The organism is Streptomyces sp. NPDC014991, assembly GCF_043080665.1.
In the GTDB taxonomy this organism is placed as follows: Bacteria; Actinomycetota; Actinomycetes; order Streptomycetales; family Streptomycetaceae; genus Streptomyces.
In genome coordinates, this window is the sequence record NZ_JBIBVY010000044.1 from 1 (window position 1) to 16,039 (window position 16,039).

17 protein-coding genes are annotated in these 16,039 nt (G+C 69.3%); 5 read left to right on the top strand and 12 right to left on the bottom strand.

The features are described from left to right. A partial coding sequence (locus tag ACF1BE_RS34605; protein ID WP_392202974.1) for a transposase occupies positions 1 to 177 on the top strand: 177 nt, incomplete at its 5' end. 8 nt (positions 178 to 185) lie between these two features. On the opposite strand, the gene ACF1BE_RS34610 is transcribed toward ACF1BE_RS34605, so the two are convergent. From ACF1BE_RS34610 to ACF1BE_RS34625, 4 genes are read right to left on the bottom strand one after another with little or no spacing between them, the layout of a single operon-like run. After that, a complete protein-coding gene (locus ACF1BE_RS34610; protein ID WP_392202959.1) occupies positions 186 to 515 on the bottom strand; it encodes a DUF6881 domain-containing protein in 330 nt (109 codons plus the stop codon). Beyond that, positions 502 to 5,220 (bottom strand): putative T7SS-secreted protein, encoded by a 4,719-nt coding sequence (locus ACF1BE_RS34615; protein WP_392202960.1) that lies wholly within the window; start codon positions 5,218 to 5,220, stop codon positions 502 to 504. Before ACF1BE_RS34615 ends, ACF1BE_RS34610 begins: the two co-directional genes overlap by 14 nt. Next, complete coding sequence (locus tag ACF1BE_RS34620) at positions 5,220 to 5,870, bottom strand: hypothetical protein (protein WP_392202961.1); 651 nt, start codon at positions 5,868 to 5,870, stop codon at positions 5,220 to 5,222. Before ACF1BE_RS34620 ends, ACF1BE_RS34615 begins: the two co-directional genes overlap by 1 nt. Beyond that, positions 5,867 to 6,454 carry a hypothetical protein gene (locus ACF1BE_RS34625; RefSeq protein WP_392202962.1) on the bottom strand — a complete coding sequence of 196 codons (588 nt, stop codon included), beginning with the start codon at positions 6,452 to 6,454 and terminating at the stop codon, positions 5,867 to 5,869. Before ACF1BE_RS34625 ends, ACF1BE_RS34620 begins: the two co-directional genes overlap by 4 nt. A gap of 227 nt (positions 6,455 to 6,681) precedes the next feature. On the opposite strand from ACF1BE_RS34625, the gene ACF1BE_RS34630 reads away from it, so the two are divergent. Continuing rightward, positions 6,682 to 6,930, top strand: coding sequence for a DUF6233 domain-containing protein (locus ACF1BE_RS34630; protein WP_392202963.1), 249 nt, complete (start codon positions 6,682 to 6,684; stop codon positions 6,928 to 6,930). Between the two features lie 601 nt (positions 6,931 to 7,531). Here the strand turns inward: ACF1BE_RS34630 and ACF1BE_RS34635 are convergent. The 8 genes from ACF1BE_RS34635 to ACF1BE_RS34670 form a co-directional block, all read right to left on the bottom strand. Further along, on the bottom strand, positions 7,532 to 8,548 hold the full coding sequence (locus tag ACF1BE_RS34635; protein ID WP_392202964.1) for an NAD(P)H-dependent glycerol-3-phosphate dehydrogenase: 1,017 nt from the start codon (positions 8,546 to 8,548) through the stop codon (positions 7,532 to 7,534). A gap of 13 nt (positions 8,549 to 8,561) precedes the next feature. Then, positions 8,562 to 9,350 (bottom strand): class I SAM-dependent methyltransferase, encoded by a 789-nt coding sequence (locus ACF1BE_RS34640; RefSeq protein WP_392202965.1) that lies wholly within the window; start codon positions 9,348 to 9,350, stop codon positions 8,562 to 8,564. Then, positions 9,343 to 10,506 (bottom strand): YcaO-like family protein, encoded by a 1,164-nt coding sequence (locus ACF1BE_RS34645; protein WP_392202966.1) that lies wholly within the window; start codon positions 10,504 to 10,506, stop codon positions 9,343 to 9,345. Before ACF1BE_RS34645 ends, ACF1BE_RS34640 begins: the two co-directional genes overlap by 8 nt. Continuing rightward, the gene (locus ACF1BE_RS34650; protein ID WP_392202967.1) at positions 10,503 to 11,681 is read right to left on the bottom strand and encodes a TfuA-like protein; all 1,179 of its coding nucleotides are present in this window, start codon (positions 11,679 to 11,681) and stop codon (positions 10,503 to 10,505) included. Before ACF1BE_RS34650 ends, ACF1BE_RS34645 begins: the two co-directional genes overlap by 4 nt. A 68-nt stretch (positions 11,682 to 11,749) precedes the next feature. Further along, entirely contained in the window at positions 11,750 to 11,881 is a 132-nt protein-coding gene (locus ACF1BE_RS34655) for a hypothetical protein (protein WP_392202968.1), read from the bottom strand. A 232-nt stretch (positions 11,882 to 12,113) separates the two neighbouring features. Further along, positions 12,114 to 12,326, bottom strand: coding sequence for a hypothetical protein (locus ACF1BE_RS34660; protein ID WP_392202969.1), 213 nt, complete (start codon positions 12,324 to 12,326; stop codon positions 12,114 to 12,116). A gap of 230 nt (positions 12,327 to 12,556) precedes the next feature. Then, positions 12,557 to 13,093, bottom strand: coding sequence for an ATP-binding protein (locus ACF1BE_RS34665; protein WP_392202970.1), 537 nt, complete (start codon positions 13,091 to 13,093; stop codon positions 12,557 to 12,559). A gap of 4 nt (positions 13,094 to 13,097) precedes the next feature. Continuing rightward, complete coding sequence (locus ACF1BE_RS34670; RefSeq protein WP_392202971.1) at positions 13,098 to 13,274, bottom strand: hypothetical protein; 177 nt, start codon at positions 13,272 to 13,274, stop codon at positions 13,098 to 13,100. 442 nt (positions 13,275 to 13,716) lie between these two features. On the opposite strand from ACF1BE_RS34670, the gene ACF1BE_RS34675 reads away from it, so the two are divergent. Genes ACF1BE_RS34675 through ACF1BE_RS34685 form a run of 3 tightly spaced genes read left to right on the top strand, consistent with a single transcriptional unit; the run spans position 13,717 to position 15,678 of the window. Continuing rightward, entirely contained in the window at positions 13,717 to 14,844 is a 1,128-nt protein-coding gene (locus tag ACF1BE_RS34675; RefSeq protein ID WP_392202975.1) for a helix-turn-helix domain-containing protein, read from the top strand. A gap of 13 nt (positions 14,845 to 14,857) precedes the next feature. After that, on the top strand, positions 14,858 to 15,448 hold the full coding sequence (locus ACF1BE_RS34680) for an HD family hydrolase (protein ID WP_392202972.1): 591 nt from the start codon (positions 14,858 to 14,860) through the stop codon (positions 15,446 to 15,448). Between the two features lie 47 nt (positions 15,449 to 15,495). After that, the gene (locus ACF1BE_RS34685) at positions 15,496 to 15,678 is read left to right on the top strand and encodes a hypothetical protein (protein ID WP_392202973.1); all 183 of its coding nucleotides are present in this window, start codon (positions 15,496 to 15,498) and stop codon (positions 15,676 to 15,678) included. Positions 15,679 to 16,039 lie beyond the last annotated feature (361 nt).

The following is a 16,039-nucleotide window of genomic DNA, read 5'->3' on the forward strand; positions in this document are numbered from 1 at the left end:
GACTCCAGCGAACGACTCGGCCGACGCAGGTGGGTCATCGAGCGCACCATGTCCTGGCTGACTGGCTACCGCCGTCTCAACCACCGCTACGAGCGGAACCCAGGCAACTCCCTGGCCTTCCTCGGACTCGCCGCCGCCCTCTGCTGCTACAAACGGCTCTTCAAACTGACCATGTAGGACACGGTCTAAGTCTCCTCGCCGGGAGAGCCCGAGACTCGTGTCGACCATGAAGCGCTTTCCCACGCTTGCTCAAACTCCTCGCGACTGATCAGTGAAGCGGAGAATTCGGGCTGACTTGCCACATCCTCGATGGTACCTACTGGAATTTCGCTCAAACCGATTTCTGAAGACTCGTGACATGCATCGGCCTTCAGCCTTCGCCCGCCCCGGTAGTACTGGATTTTACGGACCTCATATCCGTCATGGCCGATTTCACTATAGAATCTTGTCGGTTCTTCCTGGAAGTCGTGCAACCATTCAACTTTCCAATATTCCATGAACTCAGCTCTTTCCATGGCTGACGATGCGACCCGTCAAGTCGAGCGGGCCCTGGTTGTGTACCACGAAGACGTCGGGACGCTCAACCGATCGCATGACCTGAAGTCCGCGAACGTCTACCTCGATGAAGTGACTGAACTTGTGACCAGCCCAGGGAACCCGGACAAAGGCGTAGGAGAGCTGTCCAGGGGTCTTCGTTCCAGGTTGTACGTCGGAAAGGTACTGGCCATCTCCGAAGCGTGCATCCTTTGGATTGTCTGCCTTCAGGGATGCGCGCAGTTCTTTACTCTCCAGGATGCCGTTGTAGCCGGTCTCGTTTGTGTAGTGATACAGGGTGCCCAAATCTTCGTCGGGAACTGGTTCAACACGGTACGGGCACTCGTCCGGTGCCAATCCCAGAGGATCTCCCCAGGTGTGCGGGTTGTGAACGTACGTGTCGGGGTTGGGTGCTGGTGCGAGCCCGAGTGGGTCTGGGGTGACGTAGCGCGCAACTTCAGGGTCGTAGTGGCGGAAGTAGTTGTAGTGGAGGCCGGTTTCGGGGTCGTAGTACTGGCCGGGGAAGCGCAGGGGGGTGTAGGCGCTGCTGTCGGCGGCCCACGCTGTCGTTCCCCACAGGGTGCTTCGGGTGCGCCAGGCGATATCGCCCTGTTCGTCGATGAGTTCGCTGGGGGTGCCGACGAGGTCAGTGACGATGGCGAAGAAGCGAGAGTCGATTTCGGCCTGGGGCACCTCGGCTGCGGTAATGCGTTCCGTCTGAGCTACAGGGCGAACGCCCTGGTGGTCCCAGGTGAGAGTGACCGGGTTGGGGAGGTCAGGGGATGTCGTGGTCTGTTCGCAGAGGGTGGTGCCGTCCCAGGTGAAGTCGACGCGCTCGACGATGGTTTCGCCGTCCTCTGCGAGCCGGAGCTTCGCCGTGCGTCGACCTAGTGGGTCGTATGTGTAGAGCCAGCGGGTGCCGTCGGGGGTCACCACTGACGTCAAATGATCTTCGGCGTCCCATTCGTAGTGCCAGTTGTCGGGTTTGCGGGACAGGCGGGTTTTCTGACGGAGGGTTATGCGGCCGAGGACGTCGTGTTCGTATCGGACATTGCCGGCGCGTGTGATGCGGGTGCCGGCGTAGGTGCGCGTGCCCACTGCTTCCTGGCCGGGGTGGCTGGTCGGCCACTGGGCTCGGGTCTGGTTGCCTGCCTCGTCGTAGGCGTATGTTTCTGTCCAGTTGAACGCGTGGACAGCCGTGACCCGGCCTGCGGCGTCCAGGTCGAAGTGGCGGGAGCCGGATAGATCGTCGTCGATGCCGACCAGGTTGCCGTCGGCGCGGTAACTGTAGGCGCGGTGCATCGTACGCCCGTGGGCGCTTGTCACGGACTGGGTCGTCATTCGGCCCAGTGGGTCGAAGGTGTGGTTGAGGGCTAGGGCTTCGCCGACGTGACGGGTTCGTTCGCGGCCTGCTTCGTCATAGGTGAAGTCGATGGTTCGGCCCGACGTGCGCATGCTGGTGCAGCGGCCAGCGGCGTCGTAGGACCAGGTGGTGGTGGCGCCGGTGGGAGTGGTGCGGCTGCTGCGGCGGCCCAACGTGTCATAGGTGTAGGTGCACGTCCGGCCGTTGACCGTTTCGGAGCGTAGACGGCGGTGGCGGTCACGCAAGAGTGTGATCGTCGTTCCGTCCGGGCCGGTCGCGTGCGCCAGCTCGTCGGTCAGGTCGTAGGCGTATGTCGTGACCAGACCTGCGGCGTCCTTGCGGACCACCTGGCCGAGTTCATTGCGCTCGAAGGACACCGTTTCTCCGAGAGCGTTCCTGCGGGAGGTGAGGCGGTTTGCGTCGTCGTAGGCGTAGGTCAGCGTTCGGCCGTCGAAATCCGTCTCCGTCACCAGACGGCCGGCCGCGTCGTATTCGTAGGTCCATGTCAGGCCCTGCGGATGCGTGACCTCCGTCAGGCGCAGTTCGCTGTCGTGGGCGAACTCGTAGCGCACCCCGTCCGGACCCGTGCGTGCCGTGAGTAGGTCGAAATCGGTGTATTCAAAACGGGTCACGCCCCCCATAGGGTCGGTGTGGCTGGTGCAGTTGCCCTCTCCGTCGTATGTCCAGGTTTCCGAGGTGCCGTCGGGGGCGGTGCGACAGGCGAGATGACCTTCGACTGTCCATTGCAGTTGCGTCGTGGCGCCGGTTGGGTCTGTGATCGCGGTCGGGCGGCCGAAATCGTCTCTTTCGTATCGGGTGCTCGCGCCCAGCGGGTCTGTGACCATCAGCGGGAGTCCGGCGCGGTCACAGGTCAGTGTCGTCGTGTGGCCCAGGGGGTCGGTCACGGAGGTCAGGTGGCCGGCTTCGGTGTACGCGAAATGCGTTGTCTGCCCGGAGGGGTCCGTCACGGATGTGCGGTTGCCGCGTTCGTCGTAGGTCTGGCGTACGACTGTGCCGTCGAGGTTGACCACCCTCACCGGCTGGCCGAGGGCGTTGTACTCCGCTCTGGCTACCCGGCCGTCCGGCCGGACCACTCTCGTGAGGTTGCCCTTGTCGTCGTAGTCGTACGTTGTCGTGTGGCCCAGGGGGTCAGTCTGGGTGAGGAGGCGGTTGTAGCGGTCGCGGCGGTATCGGGTCGTTGCACCGAGCGCGTCGATCACCGCGACCACCTGCCAGGCGTCGTTGATGAGGTAGCGGCGCGTGTGGCCTTCACCGGTCGTGGCCGTCGTCGTCCGTAGGCCGGTGTGCGGGTCGGGCTCCTCGTAGGACAGGCGCAGGGCCATGTGCCCTGCGGATCCGCCCTGGGCGGTGCAGCGGTCGTGTTCGTCGTAGACGTAGGTGTAGCTGCGGTCGTTGGTGTCCGTCCACGAGGTGATCCGGCCGGCTTCGTCGTACGTGAAGCGAAGCGGCAGACCGGAGGAATTGATGACCTCGGTCAGGTTGCCGTCCGTGTAGGCGTAGCGCTTCAGTTCCTCGCCGGTGGCGGCCAGGTGGACGGCCGTGATGCGGCCGGAATCGGTAGTGACCTTGATGGCCTGGCCGCTGCTGGAAACGATGGTGAGCGGGGTGCCTTGCTCGTCGTACTCGAAGGTGAGCCAGTTGCCGTTGCGTTCGTCGATCTGCTCGAGGACCGCAAGGTTGTCGCCACGGTCGGTGAAGTGCCAGGTGCGTAGGGTGTGAGAGTCCGTGACGGTGTAGCCACCGTCGACCCTGTCCAGGGGCCAGCGGGGGCCGTGGCTGGGCTGGGTCGGCACACCGGGGGCGGGGTGCGGGTAGGCCAGCAGGAGGCCGTCTTCGGTGATGAAGACGACGCCCTCGGCGTCGATCTCCAGGCGCTGGTCGATCGTGGAGGCCCAAGATGGGCCGAACCAGCGGCCAAGGCGGTAGCCGGACTCCACCCGGCGCTTCAGGGACAGCGGTAGGACACCTGGCAGGGCGACGTCCGTCTGCGGCAAGTACATTTTGCCGGTGGCGAGGTCGATTGGGTCGGTGCCCTCGCTGTGCTTACCCTCGGACCGCGATTCCTCAGCGGGATGTTCGTTCACCCTCTCCCGAGCGGACTTCCCAGTGGCGTTCTCGCCTCCCTCCTCGACCGCGTTGCGAGCGGTCTTGCGTAGCCCCTGTTCCGCCACTCCTTCCGCGCCCTCCTTCAGCGCGAGTCGCAGTCCGCCGCGGGCGAGCCCCGCGCCCTTGGTGCCGATGAGTTCGGGGATGAGGCGGCCGATGAACTCCGAGGGGTCCTTCTTGAAGCCGTCCACGGCGGTCTGGACGACCCGCTCGGGGTGCGCGGCCGTGGAGACCAGGCCGGACAGCGTCATGCTGACGTTCTGCAGGTAGGCGGCCGGATGGGTGAGGTTGTACGGGTCGGTGGGGTTCAGGCCGCGGACGAAGTTCAGCAGTCCGGCCGTACCCTTCAGGGCACCACCGACCACATGGGTGAGTTCGGTGTTGACGGCCTGGTATCCGTCCACGAAGTCGTGGCCCAGGCGCTCCAGCGGCGGCGGCTCGGCGGGAGCGTGCGCGAGCGCCGCCTTCACCTTGCCCTGCGCCTGGGAGGCGGCGGTGTTGCGCTGCTTGCGGGCCTCGGCGAGCTTGTGGACGGCGGCCTTGACGTCGGCCTTGCCCGCCTCCATATCCTGCTTCGGTTTCGGTCCCGGGTCGTCGCCCGCGCGGGCCTTTGCGTTGTAGGCCTCGGCCTTGGTCTGGTAGTCGTCGGCTGCGGCCTTGGCCGCCTTCACGCCCTTCTTGTAGAGCTCCACGGCCTCCTTGGCCTGGGCTTGCGCCCACTTGACGGTGTCCGCGTACGACTCCAGGGCTCCCGCTGCTGCGGTGCACGCCTCGGCTGCCTGCGCCCACTTGGTCGGGTGCACGCCGAACTTCTCCCGGAAGGCGTCACCGCCCTCGCCCTGCCAGCCCGAGGAGTCGACCTTCCGCAGTCCCTGGCTGACCTTGTCGAAGGCACCGTGGAAGTCCTTCAGGTGTTTCGCACTCTCGCGGATCTTCTCCGGACTGCCGTGGACGAGCTCGTTCGCCTCCTCGGTCTGGCCGAGCTGCTGCTCGCCCGGGGTGGCGCCCAGGTCGGAGGCGACCTCGTCGCCCCAGTCCTCCACGCTGTCGGCCCAGTCGTGCGCACCGACGTGGTCCAGGGCCCCGCCGAGCTTGTCCGTGCCGTAGTCGACGGCCTCGCCGAGCTGCTTCTTGCCCTCGTCGTAGAGGTGTTCGGCTCCGCCCAGGAGGGAGTTGGTTATGTCTCCGAGGCCCATCAGCCTTCACCGCCCTGCTCCTCGGCCGCCTTGGCGCGGGCTTCCGGGGAGGGGCCGAAGGTGTCGTCGAGGAACTTTTTGTACTCCTTGTCGGAGACGCCGCCGGCGCCGTGCAGGTCCTGGGGGTCCAGGCCCGGCAATGGGCCGATGGTGTGGGAGGTCATGACGTCCCGGCCGGCGTCCTTCCAGCCCTGCTCGCTGTTGGCCAGCGCCTGGTCGAACGACTTCTTGCTGTAGTCGACGCTCATGCCGGACTTGGCGATGTCGCCCCAGCCCATCTTCTCCACGTCCTCCTCGGAGGCGTACGGATTACCGACGGCCGAGTTCGTGACGACCTTGAAACTGCCCTCGACGTACTTCTCGGTCTCGTAGTACGTGCCCGCCGACAGGCCTGTCTTGACCGCGAAGCCGTTGCCCTCGTTGATCAGCGAGCGCACGCCCCACTCCCATCGCTCGCAGAACGACTTGAACTCCCCCGTCAGGCCCTCGTGCCCCAACTCAAGACCGGACAGAGCGATGTCGCCGAAACCGCGCCCGGCCCCGGCCTCCCCGACCATGCCAAGTTCCTTCAGCTCGCCCAGCGCCTCGGTCAACCCCTTGGCGATCAGGGCGAGCCCGTCCGCCTTCAAGTCATTGCCGCCCGCGGTCATTGCGTGTCCCCTGTCTCGCTGCCGAGGTCCATCGCGACCTCGTCCGGCACGATCCCGCGCACCGGTGGGAACACCATCCCTGCCTCCCCGTCCGCGCAGTCCAGCGCCACCCCGCACGGCACCCCGGCCGCCGGCACCGCCACATCCAGCAGACGCGCCCCGAGAATCGTCTGGTACGACCACTCACGCGCCGCCTCACCCCGCGCGATCGCGTAGCGGGCCAGCGCCTGCTCGTCGGAGAAGGCCAGGATGAAACGGACGCCGCCCAGATCCGCAGTCAGCAGACCTCGTTCACCCTCCGGACCCGGCCCGTCTCCGAGCGGCACCAGAACCGGGGTGCGGCGGAACTCACCGAGCAGAGCGGCGAACTCCCGTCTGCGCGTCTCAGCCCCTGCATCTTCGCGATTGGATTCCTGAGTGTGTACCGGCGGCTGTTCGCCAGGTCTTTCATCTTCGACAGCGTGCTTCCCTGAAGGCGCCTGCGCCTTCCGAGCGGTTGGCGACGTCGTCATCTCCGCGTAGTCAGCGATGCGCGACCGTGGAATCTGCTGCGGCCCATTGGCCGCGCCCCCGTGCTCAGACATGCAGCCATCATCACAACTCCGCACAGCGAGCGGCAAACAACCATGGACACGGGCGGCAGCGCAGCCGTCAGCTCCACCGCAGGATTGCGGTATCGCAGGGTCAAGGCCATGCCCCGGGCAGCTTGCCGACAGCAGGGCCGACGCGGGACAAGAATTCGGGTCGCAGAGTGCAGGCCAGGTCGGGCCGACCCGGAGGGGAGCACCCGAGGTCGGGAAGCCGGCCACGCGTGCACCGACCGGCGAAGCCGGCCGTGCCGGAGTGGATCGTCGAACTCGGCATTGGGGTGGGCCGGCCGCCCGTGCAACTCCATCGCGACGACTGCTACGTGGCGGGCAAGTTGCGCCGGACGGTCGACCGGGAGGAGGCACGGCGGCTGCTCGCCGACGGCTCCAGCGCCTGCACGCACTGCCGCCCCGGCACCGTCCTCGGCATCATCGGCTCCGCGACTTCTCCCGTGGTCCGGCCCGGTGGGTGATGGGTTCCGGGCTGCGGCGGCGGGACCGCCGCCGGGGCGGACTCAGGGTGGGGGCCGTGGGTGCGGGCACGCTCCCGGGCGCCTTCCTGGACCCTGGCGAGGACGGCCTAGGCGAGCGTCCGGCGCGTCTGCTCCACCGTGTCAGCCTCGGTCGTCCGCTCCGGAACGCGGCCGCCCTTCCGGTCCGAGCGAAACGGCCGCGGGCGCGACCTCGAGGCGGCGGACACGGCGACGGTGCGCGGCTGAGTGCGGGAGCCCAGGCGGTTCGCGCGACGCACGGCCCGGACCCGTACCCTCAGCACGTCGGGCGGCGAGGCGGGCCCGCTCGTACGGAGCCTCGGACCGGTTTCGGGTCAGCGGGCGCAGCAGGGCGTGGTCCTCGGTATCGCGTGGGTGCGGGGCGCGCGGGTCGGCGGTCATCATCCGGCCCCGGCCGATGGGGCGGGTGTAGTCGTCGACGACCGCCTGCACGATCTGTTCGTCCAGGCCCGCGGTGGAGCCGGTTCAAGCGCCACCACCTGCTCGCCGAAGCCCGCCGCCACCCCTCCTACATCCTGCGCGGCCGTGGCGGCCGGGGCAGCGGGTGGGACCGAGGCCCCGGTCAGCGTCCTGCACTTTCGGATGTGGGCGCGCGGGACATGAGTTCACGCACGGCCTCATGGGGCGCCCGGCCGCCGTGGATCATGTCGACCACGGTGCGAGTGATCGGCATTTCCACGTCGTGATGCTCGGCCAGACCCTGGACGGCCTGGCAGGAGGCAACGCCCTCCGCCGTCTGCGTGGTGGCGGCCCTGGCCTCCTCCACGGTCAGCCCGCGGCCGAGGTGGTGGCCGAACGTGTGGTTCCTGGAGAGCCTGGAGGAGCACGTGGCGACGAGGTCGCCCATGCCCGCCAGTCCGGCCAGGGTGAGCGGACTCGCGCCCATGGCGACGCCGAGCCGGGTGGCCTCCGCCAGGCCTCGTGTGATGAGCGACGCTTTCGCGTTGTCGCCCAGCCGCATTCCGTCGGTGACGCCGACGGCCAGCGCGATGACGTTCTTGATCGCTCCGCCCAGCTCACAGCCGATTACGTCGTGGTTCGTGTACGGCCGGAAGTACGGGGTGTGACACGCCGCCTGGATCCGCGCGGCGGTCTCCTCCGCGGAGGAGGCCACGACACTGGCCGCCGGCATCCGGGCGACGATCTCCCCGGCCAGGTTGGGCCCCGACAGGACGGCGATCCGGTCCGGTCCGGCCCCCGTCGTCTCCGCCAGGACCTCACTCATCAGCCGGCCGGTGCCCAGCTCGATCCCCTTCATGAGCGACACGAACACCGTGCCCGGCTCCCACAGCTTCAGCTCCCGCCACTCCTCAAGCAGCGGGCGGACCTTCTGCGCGGACACGGCGAGGACCGCGATGTCCGCGCCGCCGGCGGCCTCCCCGGGGTCGGTCGTCGCCCGCACGGTGCCCGGCAGCTTCACCTGGGGCAGGTAGTCCGGGTTGCTGTGCGTGGCGTTGATGGCGTCCACCAGCTTCGGCCGCCGCCCCCACAGGGTGACGTCGCAACCGGCGTCGGCCAGGACCATGGAGAACGCGGTCCCCCAGGACCCGGCTCCGTAGACGGCAACGCGACGAGACATACGGTTGACTCCTTCAGTCCTCGGGGCGCCTCAATGTAACGGTGACCGCCAGCCGCTCCGCGAGCGCCGGCCCGCGCGTCCTCGCCTCCGTCAACATGCTGTCGACCTGCACGTCCCCGAGCTGCTCGCGCAACGCCGCCTCGTGCTCGATCCACAGGCGGTAGACGCGCTGCCACATCGCGGGCTCGTGCGGCCTCTCCTCCTCCGCGTCGAGGATCAGGCCGGTCTCGGCCGCCTGCTCGTTCCAGAGCGGCAGCGTCGGGGTCACGCGGGACCGGCCGGACGTGACGATCGCGCGGGCGCCCGGCTTGAGGACGCGCCGGATCTCCTGAAGCGCCCTTCTGCGGTCCGACTCGAAACCGAGCGCGTCCACACAGATCAGCCCGTCCGCATACCGCGCGGGCAGGCCGGTCGTCGCGATCGAGCCGACATGGAACTCCGCCCGCTCCGGCGGCAGCCAGAACTCCGGCACCCGGCCGTACGCCAGCGTGACCGCCGTGGTGGAGACGTCGACGCCGGTCACGTAGGCCGCCAGCGCCCGGGCCAGCCACAGGCCGACACCGCCCGTCCCGCACCCGAGGTCGACCAGCCGCTGCCCCGGCTGCAACCGCAGATTCGCCACCATCGTGCCGAGCAGCGGCCAGTCACAGGAACTGGACGCGTCCACGTCCTCCGGGTAGACGTCGCCCATCGCCGCGGCGTACAGGTCGCTCACGATCGTGCTGCCGACGCGGGCCGTGTGCATCGCGTCGTACACCAGGCCCAACTGCCGGTCTGAGGAGGTCAGCAGCGGCTCAGCCATGCCGCTCCCTCGTCCGCGGGATCGAGCGGGTGATGCGCATCTCCATGCCGGGGCTGATGACCTTCACCGCTGCGTACGCCTCCGCCTCCCGCAGGGTCACGGCGATCGGCTCGTGCCCGGTGATCCCGGTAACCCGCGTCACCGTCTGCTGGAGGAGGCGGGTCACGTCGGGTTCGAGGTCGAGGTCGAGGTCGAGGTCGAGGGCCGGGCCGGTGCAGTCCGCCCAGGTGCCGGCGGGCAGTTCGGCCAGCTCCGGCCGTCCGGGCTGCGCGGCGAAGGCGGCTTCGTGGGAGTCGAGGTCGTCACGGGTGCCCGCGATGCAGGTGAGGCGGGACTGCGCGGCCTCCGTCAGCGCACGGGACAGGGCGATCTCCGGCAGGCCGTGGCAGCCGGACCCGGCGAACACGATGGGGTAGTCCTCCGACCAGATGTAGGCGGCGAACACCGGGATGGCGTACGGGTTGTCGACATGGACGATCTCCAGCCACATGCCGGCGTCGAGGAACCTCCGGATCAGGTCGGCACAGTACGGGTCGGTGACGGAGGCCGGGTCGACCAGCGTGCGCCGCCGGCCACCGGACTCCCAGTCACGGTGGAGGACATCGCGCTCCACGGTCTCCAGCAGTGCGTGCAGCGTCGCCTCGTGCCGATTGTTGCCGCATGCGAGGCCGTTGCTGGTGACGGCGAACACCTCCGGCCGCACCGGGCCGTGGTGCATCTCGCGGCGGAGGAGGTCCGCCGGCACCAGGACCTCCGCCATGGTGTGGAGGCCGCGGCCGGTCACCCAGTCCAGGGGGATGTCGGCAAGGGCCGGGTGCGCGACCTTCACCGGCAGGGCGGCCATCGGATACGGCAGGCGCAGCTCCCGGTGCGTGGCCCGCGTCGCCACCGTGACCGGCCGCTCCGCGTGCCACAGCTCCGCGGCCTCCAGCACCGCCGAGATCTTCGCGAGGAGGTCGTCGGCGCCCTTGCCCTGGGAGGTGACCAGCGTGTGCGCGGCTGGCCGTACGGCCGTCCAGACGGGGATGCCGAGGTGATCGAGGCCGGTGAGCCGGGCGACCCGGCTGATACCGAGGTGCGGGATCTCCGGCGCCAGCGCTTCCCAGGTGTCCTCCGGAGTGCGGGTGCGCAGAGTGCCGGGCGTACTCGCGTTCATCGGGCCGCCTCCTGGTCCTGGAGGAAGCCGAGCAGGAACGGGCGCGCCGCGTCGACGGCCTCCCGGACGCCCTGCAACCCGCGCAGCCACGCCTCCTCCTCCAGCCTGTCCGCGCCGGTCCCCCACACCGCGGCCAGCATGTCCCGCACCACCTGCTCCTTGATCGCTTCCGGGAAGAAACCGTGATGCGTCCGGCCGGCCTGCGCGGTGACGGCCGCGTACCGGGCGACGTCGGCCCGGTCCTCCTCCGTCTCGTGCACGAGCAGGCGCGCCGTCACGGTTGGGTCCGTGAGGTCCGTACGCGGCTGTGTGACTGCGCAGGCGAGTGCCGGCGGTAGCTCCGGCACGCCGTAGCTGCTCAGGTGCTCCCACCACACCTGCGGGAACTGCGAGTCGAAGATCTGCTGAAAGTGGATGCGCAGCAGGGTCGGCAGCCGCCCGTGTTCCGTGTCCTGGGCGGCGGCCCGGTTGGCCCACTGCCGGAAGCACCGCGTCTGCCAGGTAAGGCCGTCCACAGGCTCCACCGGCGTCGATACCAGGTCGCGCGCCAGGGCGACGGCAGACAGGGCGTCCGTCCGCTTCACGTCCCCGAAGTGTCGGTCTGCGGCCAGTGCTTCCCTCAGCCACTGGGCGAACTCCGGGGCTTCCCGGCGGCTCACCAGCCGCACGGCGTCCCAGGACCGGTGCGCGTAGTAGACGCCGGCCAGGACATGGATGAGCCGGTCGGCCTGGCTCTTGTCCAGGATGCGCTGAGACAGGCCCATGGCGACGACCTGCCGCACGCGCACCAGCGGCCAGGTGCAGGCGCTCCGGTCGGCGTCGGTGGACTGCGCCACGGCCACCTCGTCGTCGCCGACCAGCAGGCCGGTCGCGTAGGCGTGCCAGACGGAGCCGGCGCCGATCATGCCGCAGTCGCCCAGCTCCGCGGCCCGCAGGGCGCCGATGCTCGCCGCGCCGATGACGCGGACGCCCCGGCTCAATGTCCAGATGATCTCCTTGTGCCGCACGGCCGGAGAGTGGTGGTAGACGCCGTCGATGATCACGACGGTGTCGCCGGGCTTGATCTCCGGGTCGAACAGGTCACCGTGTGCGATGGGTGGCCGGACTCGCAGGGCCCGGACTTGTAGGGCGGGGTCGTCCGGGCTCAGCGTGGGTCCGGTGAAGACGTGAATCACGATGGTCTCCAGGGGTGCGCATGGGACGGGCGCCCGGCCACCTGGTGACCGGGCGCCCATAGAGCCGGTCAGAACGTGAAGCACTCCTGTTGCTCGACGTCCTCACTGCGGACGACGGCGGCGGTGTCGACGAGGTCCTCCGCAGAGGTCGCCTCGGCGACCTGCTCCGTGGTCTCCGCGGCTTCCTTGGCCTTCGACATGACTCGATCCCTTCACTCGGTGATGACCCGTGAGGCGGGGTGCCTCCCGGGGGTCTGAGGGGCCCCGACCGCACGGGCGGCCGGGGCCCTGGTCCCGGCGACGGTCTCCCCCAGGAGACGCCGGGACGATGGCCCGCCCCGGGCCGGGACCTTCCGCGGGGAGGAGGCGGGAGGTCGGGTGCCGGACTTTCTTTCGCGCCGTGCCGGCCGGGGGCGGGGGTTCAGAGGCGGGTCACAACAGGCGCACCACGGCCGCCGCAGTCGGGCCGCCCAGCATGAGGGCGTAGGCCCCGGCGGCCAGCGCCAGGCGCGGGTGCCGTTCGCGGATGAGCCGCCACGCCTCGCGACCGGTCCGGCCGTCGGCGCGGGCCCGGACACCCAAGCCGGTGAACGACAGGGACACGACCTGTACGGGGGTGGCCGGCTTACCGTGCTGGTGGTGCATGGTGCTCCTCGCTACGTGGGGGCGGCCGACGTTGTACCCGCAGCCGGGGGCAGAGGTGGGTCGGGGGCGGCGGCCCATCACGTACTGCCAGAACCTGCGCTCCACGGCGTCCAGGCAGGGGGCGCACAGGTTGAGGGGGGCGTGCTGGCCCTCCGCCTGAATCGGGCCGACCCACACCACGGGCACGTCAGCGGCCTCGCAACGCCAACAGTCGCCGGTGAACCACGCTGTCACGGCGTGTCGCAGACGACGGCCAGGGCGAGCAGCACGCCGAGCGCGATCACTAAGGACACGTACAGCGCTTGGGCCTGAGGGGTGGCGTATACCGGGACGGTGGGGGTCGGCTGTCCGGCCGGCGATTGCTCGGGCTCTAGGTCGGCCCAGACGCGTTTGCCCCACGGCAGCAGGTCAGTGCCCCACTTGGTCGAGACGGCGTCGATGATGGCCAGTCCCCGGCCATCCACGGCATCCTCTGTGGACGGCAGCAGCACCGGCATGGCACGGCTCATGTCAACGACGGCCACCTGCACCATTCCGGCGGCCAGGCGACGGACCGTCACCCGGATCGTCGTGGATCGGGCGTGCCGCACGGAGTTGGTCACCAGCTCCGTGACGACCAGCTCGGCCACGTCGAACAGGCCGGTCAGCTGCCAGTCGGCCAGAGCCTGCCGCACGAGGCGACGGGTGACGGGTACGGACTCCGGCAGGCGTGGCAGGCTACGGGTCGCGGTAGGCACCTCGGCCAGGGGCGCAATGTCGCGGAGCACCAGATCACCTATGGCGCGGTGTCTCACCGGCGAGCCGGTAGCGGCCCGTGTGGACGAGCTGTGAAACGGCGTCCGAAGCGGCCAGGTCTGCGGCGCTGTCCATCTCCACGCACCAGTAGTGGCCGTGGTCCGGGCTGGTGGCGTCCAACGCCGGCACGCCCAGGAAGTGGCCGCGCCCCATGAACTCCGCGTCGTCCCGGGGGTCGTCAGATCCGCGAAGACGGGGCCGCCGAGCAGGGCCCGGTACAGGTACGCGTCCACGTCCTGGGGGACGTCCGTACCGGCCACCACGTGCACCAGGGCGGCCCTGATACGGACAGCGCCGAAGATGCCCCCGCAGCGCAGGAGCGCCACCCCGTCCGTCTTCCACTCCCGCCGGGCCCGGTCCCGGTCCTCGGTCGCCGTGAGGAGCCAGTGGTCGACGGCCAGGCGACGCTCGGCGCCACTCACAACGTCTCTTCTGCCATCTGGTGGTGACACCGACGGGTGGTGAACCTGCTGAACGGAACCCATGTCTCGCGGCCTCCCAAGTAGCCTGATTCAGGGATAGCCACGACCGTACGTAGTCGCGCGCTACCCCTGAAGTGACTACGAGTACAGGTGGTTACGGGCAAACCACCAGGATTGGACTGCTCATGCAGCCAAGTTCTCGACAAACCCTGACCAGGAGTACGGGTCAGGCTGCGCGGCCTCGGACGGGCCTGCTCAGCGGGTACGTCCTGCGGGTGATCCGCGAGCAGCAGGGTTACACCCAGGACGAGACGGCCGAACGGCTCAGGGTGTCCACGGACACGATCGCCGGGTGGGAGACCGGCCGCCGTCCCCTCACGGCCGTGCCTATCGGCCAGATGCTCGGCTTACGCCACCAGCTCATGCAGATGGGCACCTCCCCCGTCCTGCTCCAGGCGCTGGAGCGGGCCCTGGAGGCGGACGTGCTGCTGGCCAGCGTCCTGCACGAGGACATCCCCGTCGAGGAGAGCCCGCTGGGCGCCATGGTCATGCAGCGGGAGCTCGCGGAAGTCCTGGTGTGGCCGCTCAACGGCATTGCCCCCGGCCCCGTCCGCGCCCTACCCCGGCCGGCCCGCGCCCGCCGAGGCCCCGCCCCGACCGGGCCCCAGCTCACCGCGACCGAACGGCAAGCCTTCTTCAAGACCATGCGGGCTACGGCGGAACAGGCGCGCGGGCCCGGGCAGTTCCTGCTGGCCCGCCAGGCCCTCTACCTGTCCGGGTACGACCGGGAGGCGGACACCGCCGACTGGCTGGCCCACCAGCAGCGCACCGAACGCCCCGACGACTGGCTGACGGCCTGGCTCAACAATCGCTCCGTGGCCGCGGTCGCCGCTCGCCACGGCGACCGTGACCGCATGGCCCACTTCATCGACACCGCCCTGCAGGACGATGACCCCGGCGAGGCCGCCAACCTGGCGTACTGGGCGTACTGGGTGGGAGAGGCACCCGTGCCCCAGCTTTCGGACGACTTCATCGCGGACGGAACCCTGGGCCACTGGCACGGTGACAGGCTCCTCGCCCACCTCGTGGCAGGCATCGCCCCTCAGCACGGTTACGTGGACCTCAACATCCACAGCGTGTGGGCCCTGCTCCAGGTCCGCCCCAACCTGCTCCGGTCCGGCCAGGCCGCCCGCGCCCTACGCGAGAGGCTTCCGATCATGTTGGATAGCGGGGACCTCTCGTCGCGCGCGCGGCGGGAGCTGGAGAGCATCCGGTACGCGATCCGCCTCGCCGAGGCGTGAGAGGAGCCCGACCGTGTCCAACGACCAGGACCTGACGGCGGTAGCGCGCTTCCTGTACGAGGCGGGGACGCTCAAGAACACCAAGCGCTCCGGGTGGTGGATGGCCGGCGTCAAGGACCCGGAGACAGTGGCGGATCACTCCTGGCGCACCGCCCTCATCGCAACGATCATCGCCCAACTGGAGGGCGCCGACCCAGCCCGGGCCGCGTTCCTCGCCGTGTGGCACGACTCCCAGGAGACCCGCACCGGCGACGTCAACCACCTGGGCAAGAAGTACACGCAGGGCGAGGTGGACCCGCGCGCCATCACCGCCGACCAGGTCGCCGGCATGCCCGAGGGCCTAGCCGACGCCATCCGCGCCCTCGTCGGCGAGTACGAAGCCAAGGAGAGCCCCGAGGCCACCTGCGCCAGGGACGCGGACAAGCTGGAGTGCATGATCCAGGGCATCGAGTACCGCGATCAGGGATACGTCAACGCGCAACGGTGGATCGACAACAGCCGCGGCCGGATCACCACCAAGAGCGGCCGGGCCCTGGCGGACGCCGTATTCGAAACCGGCTCCCTTGACTGGCTGCGGACCGCGCTCGGCGAGACACCGCGCTGAACCACCAGGCCCGGGCGAGTGTCAGACCTGACCCATAACCTGGTGGTATGCCCACCCGTCCCCCGCGCGGCGGGCTCGCCTGCACGTCCGCAGACGACATCAACGAGGCGATCCGGAACCTGATGAGCCAGCCAGCCAGCCCCGAGCGCAGCGAGCAGTGGGCGCGGCTGCTGGAGCGGTGGGCGGACGCATGGCCAACGGGCGGCAGCTCCTGGGCGACCGCCGCCTGACCAACCACATGGGTGCGCCCCGTCCCGGTATTCCACGCCGGGACGAAGCCTGCGCGGACCTCGACTACCGGCTGCCATGGAGGCGTACCACGTACTGGCCGACGGGCCGGCCCTCGTCGCCCTCGGCGAAACGGAGCCACTACCCGGAGTGGGTTGCGCGGCGGGCCTTGGCGGCGGCCGGACGAGACGCGTCCGGTGCTCGCGCGGGACTTCCTGCCGCGCCGGCCACCTCTGGCGCATGCCGTCGAGGGACACGTTCATCGCTAACTGGCCCTAACAGAAGTCGTTGATCATGTGACTATCGGCGAGACTGCTCGTTGGTCTGGTCGTGGGAAAGCGTCAGTCGCGGCCGTGGGTCGTC

Excerpts from the sequence above, each read along its gene's own strand:
- ACF1BE_RS34610 (WP_392202959.1), bottom strand. The coding sequence starts at position 515 with ATGGAAAGAGCTGAGTTCATGGAATATTGGAAAGTTGAATGGTTGCAC.
- ACF1BE_RS34615 (WP_392202960.1), bottom strand. The coding sequence starts at position 5,220 with ATGGGCCTCGGAGACATAACCAACTCCCTCCTGGGCGGAGCCGAACAC.
- ACF1BE_RS34620 (WP_392202961.1), bottom strand. The coding sequence starts at position 5,870 with ATGACCGCGGGCGGCAATGACTTGAAGGCGGACGGGCTCGCCCTGATC.
- ACF1BE_RS34625 (WP_392202962.1), bottom strand. The coding sequence starts at position 6,454 with ATGTCTGAGCACGGGGGCGCGGCCAATGGGCCGCAGCAGATTCCACGG.
- ACF1BE_RS34635 (WP_392202964.1), bottom strand. The coding sequence starts at position 8,548 with ATGTCTCGTCGCGTTGCCGTCTACGGAGCCGGGTCCTGGGGGACCGCG.
- ACF1BE_RS34640 (WP_392202965.1), bottom strand. The coding sequence starts at position 9,350 with ATGGCTGAGCCGCTGCTGACCTCCTCAGACCGGCAGTTGGGCCTGGTG.
- ACF1BE_RS34645 (WP_392202966.1), bottom strand. The coding sequence starts at position 10,506 with ATGAACGCGAGTACGCCCGGCACTCTGCGCACCCGCACTCCGGAGGAC.
- ACF1BE_RS34655 (WP_392202968.1), bottom strand. The coding sequence starts at position 11,881 with ATGTCGAAGGCCAAGGAAGCCGCGGAGACCACGGAGCAGGTCGCCGAG.
- ACF1BE_RS34660 (WP_392202969.1), bottom strand. The coding sequence starts at position 12,326 with ATGCACCACCAGCACGGTAAGCCGGCCACCCCCGTACAGGTCGTGTCC.
- ACF1BE_RS34670 (WP_392202971.1), bottom strand. The coding sequence starts at position 13,274 with ATGGGGCGCGGCCACTTCCTGGGCGTGCCGGCGTTGGACGCCACCAGC.
- ACF1BE_RS34685 (WP_392202973.1), top strand. The coding sequence starts at position 15,496 with ATGCCCACCCGTCCCCCGCGCGGCGGGCTCGCCTGCACGTCCGCAGAC.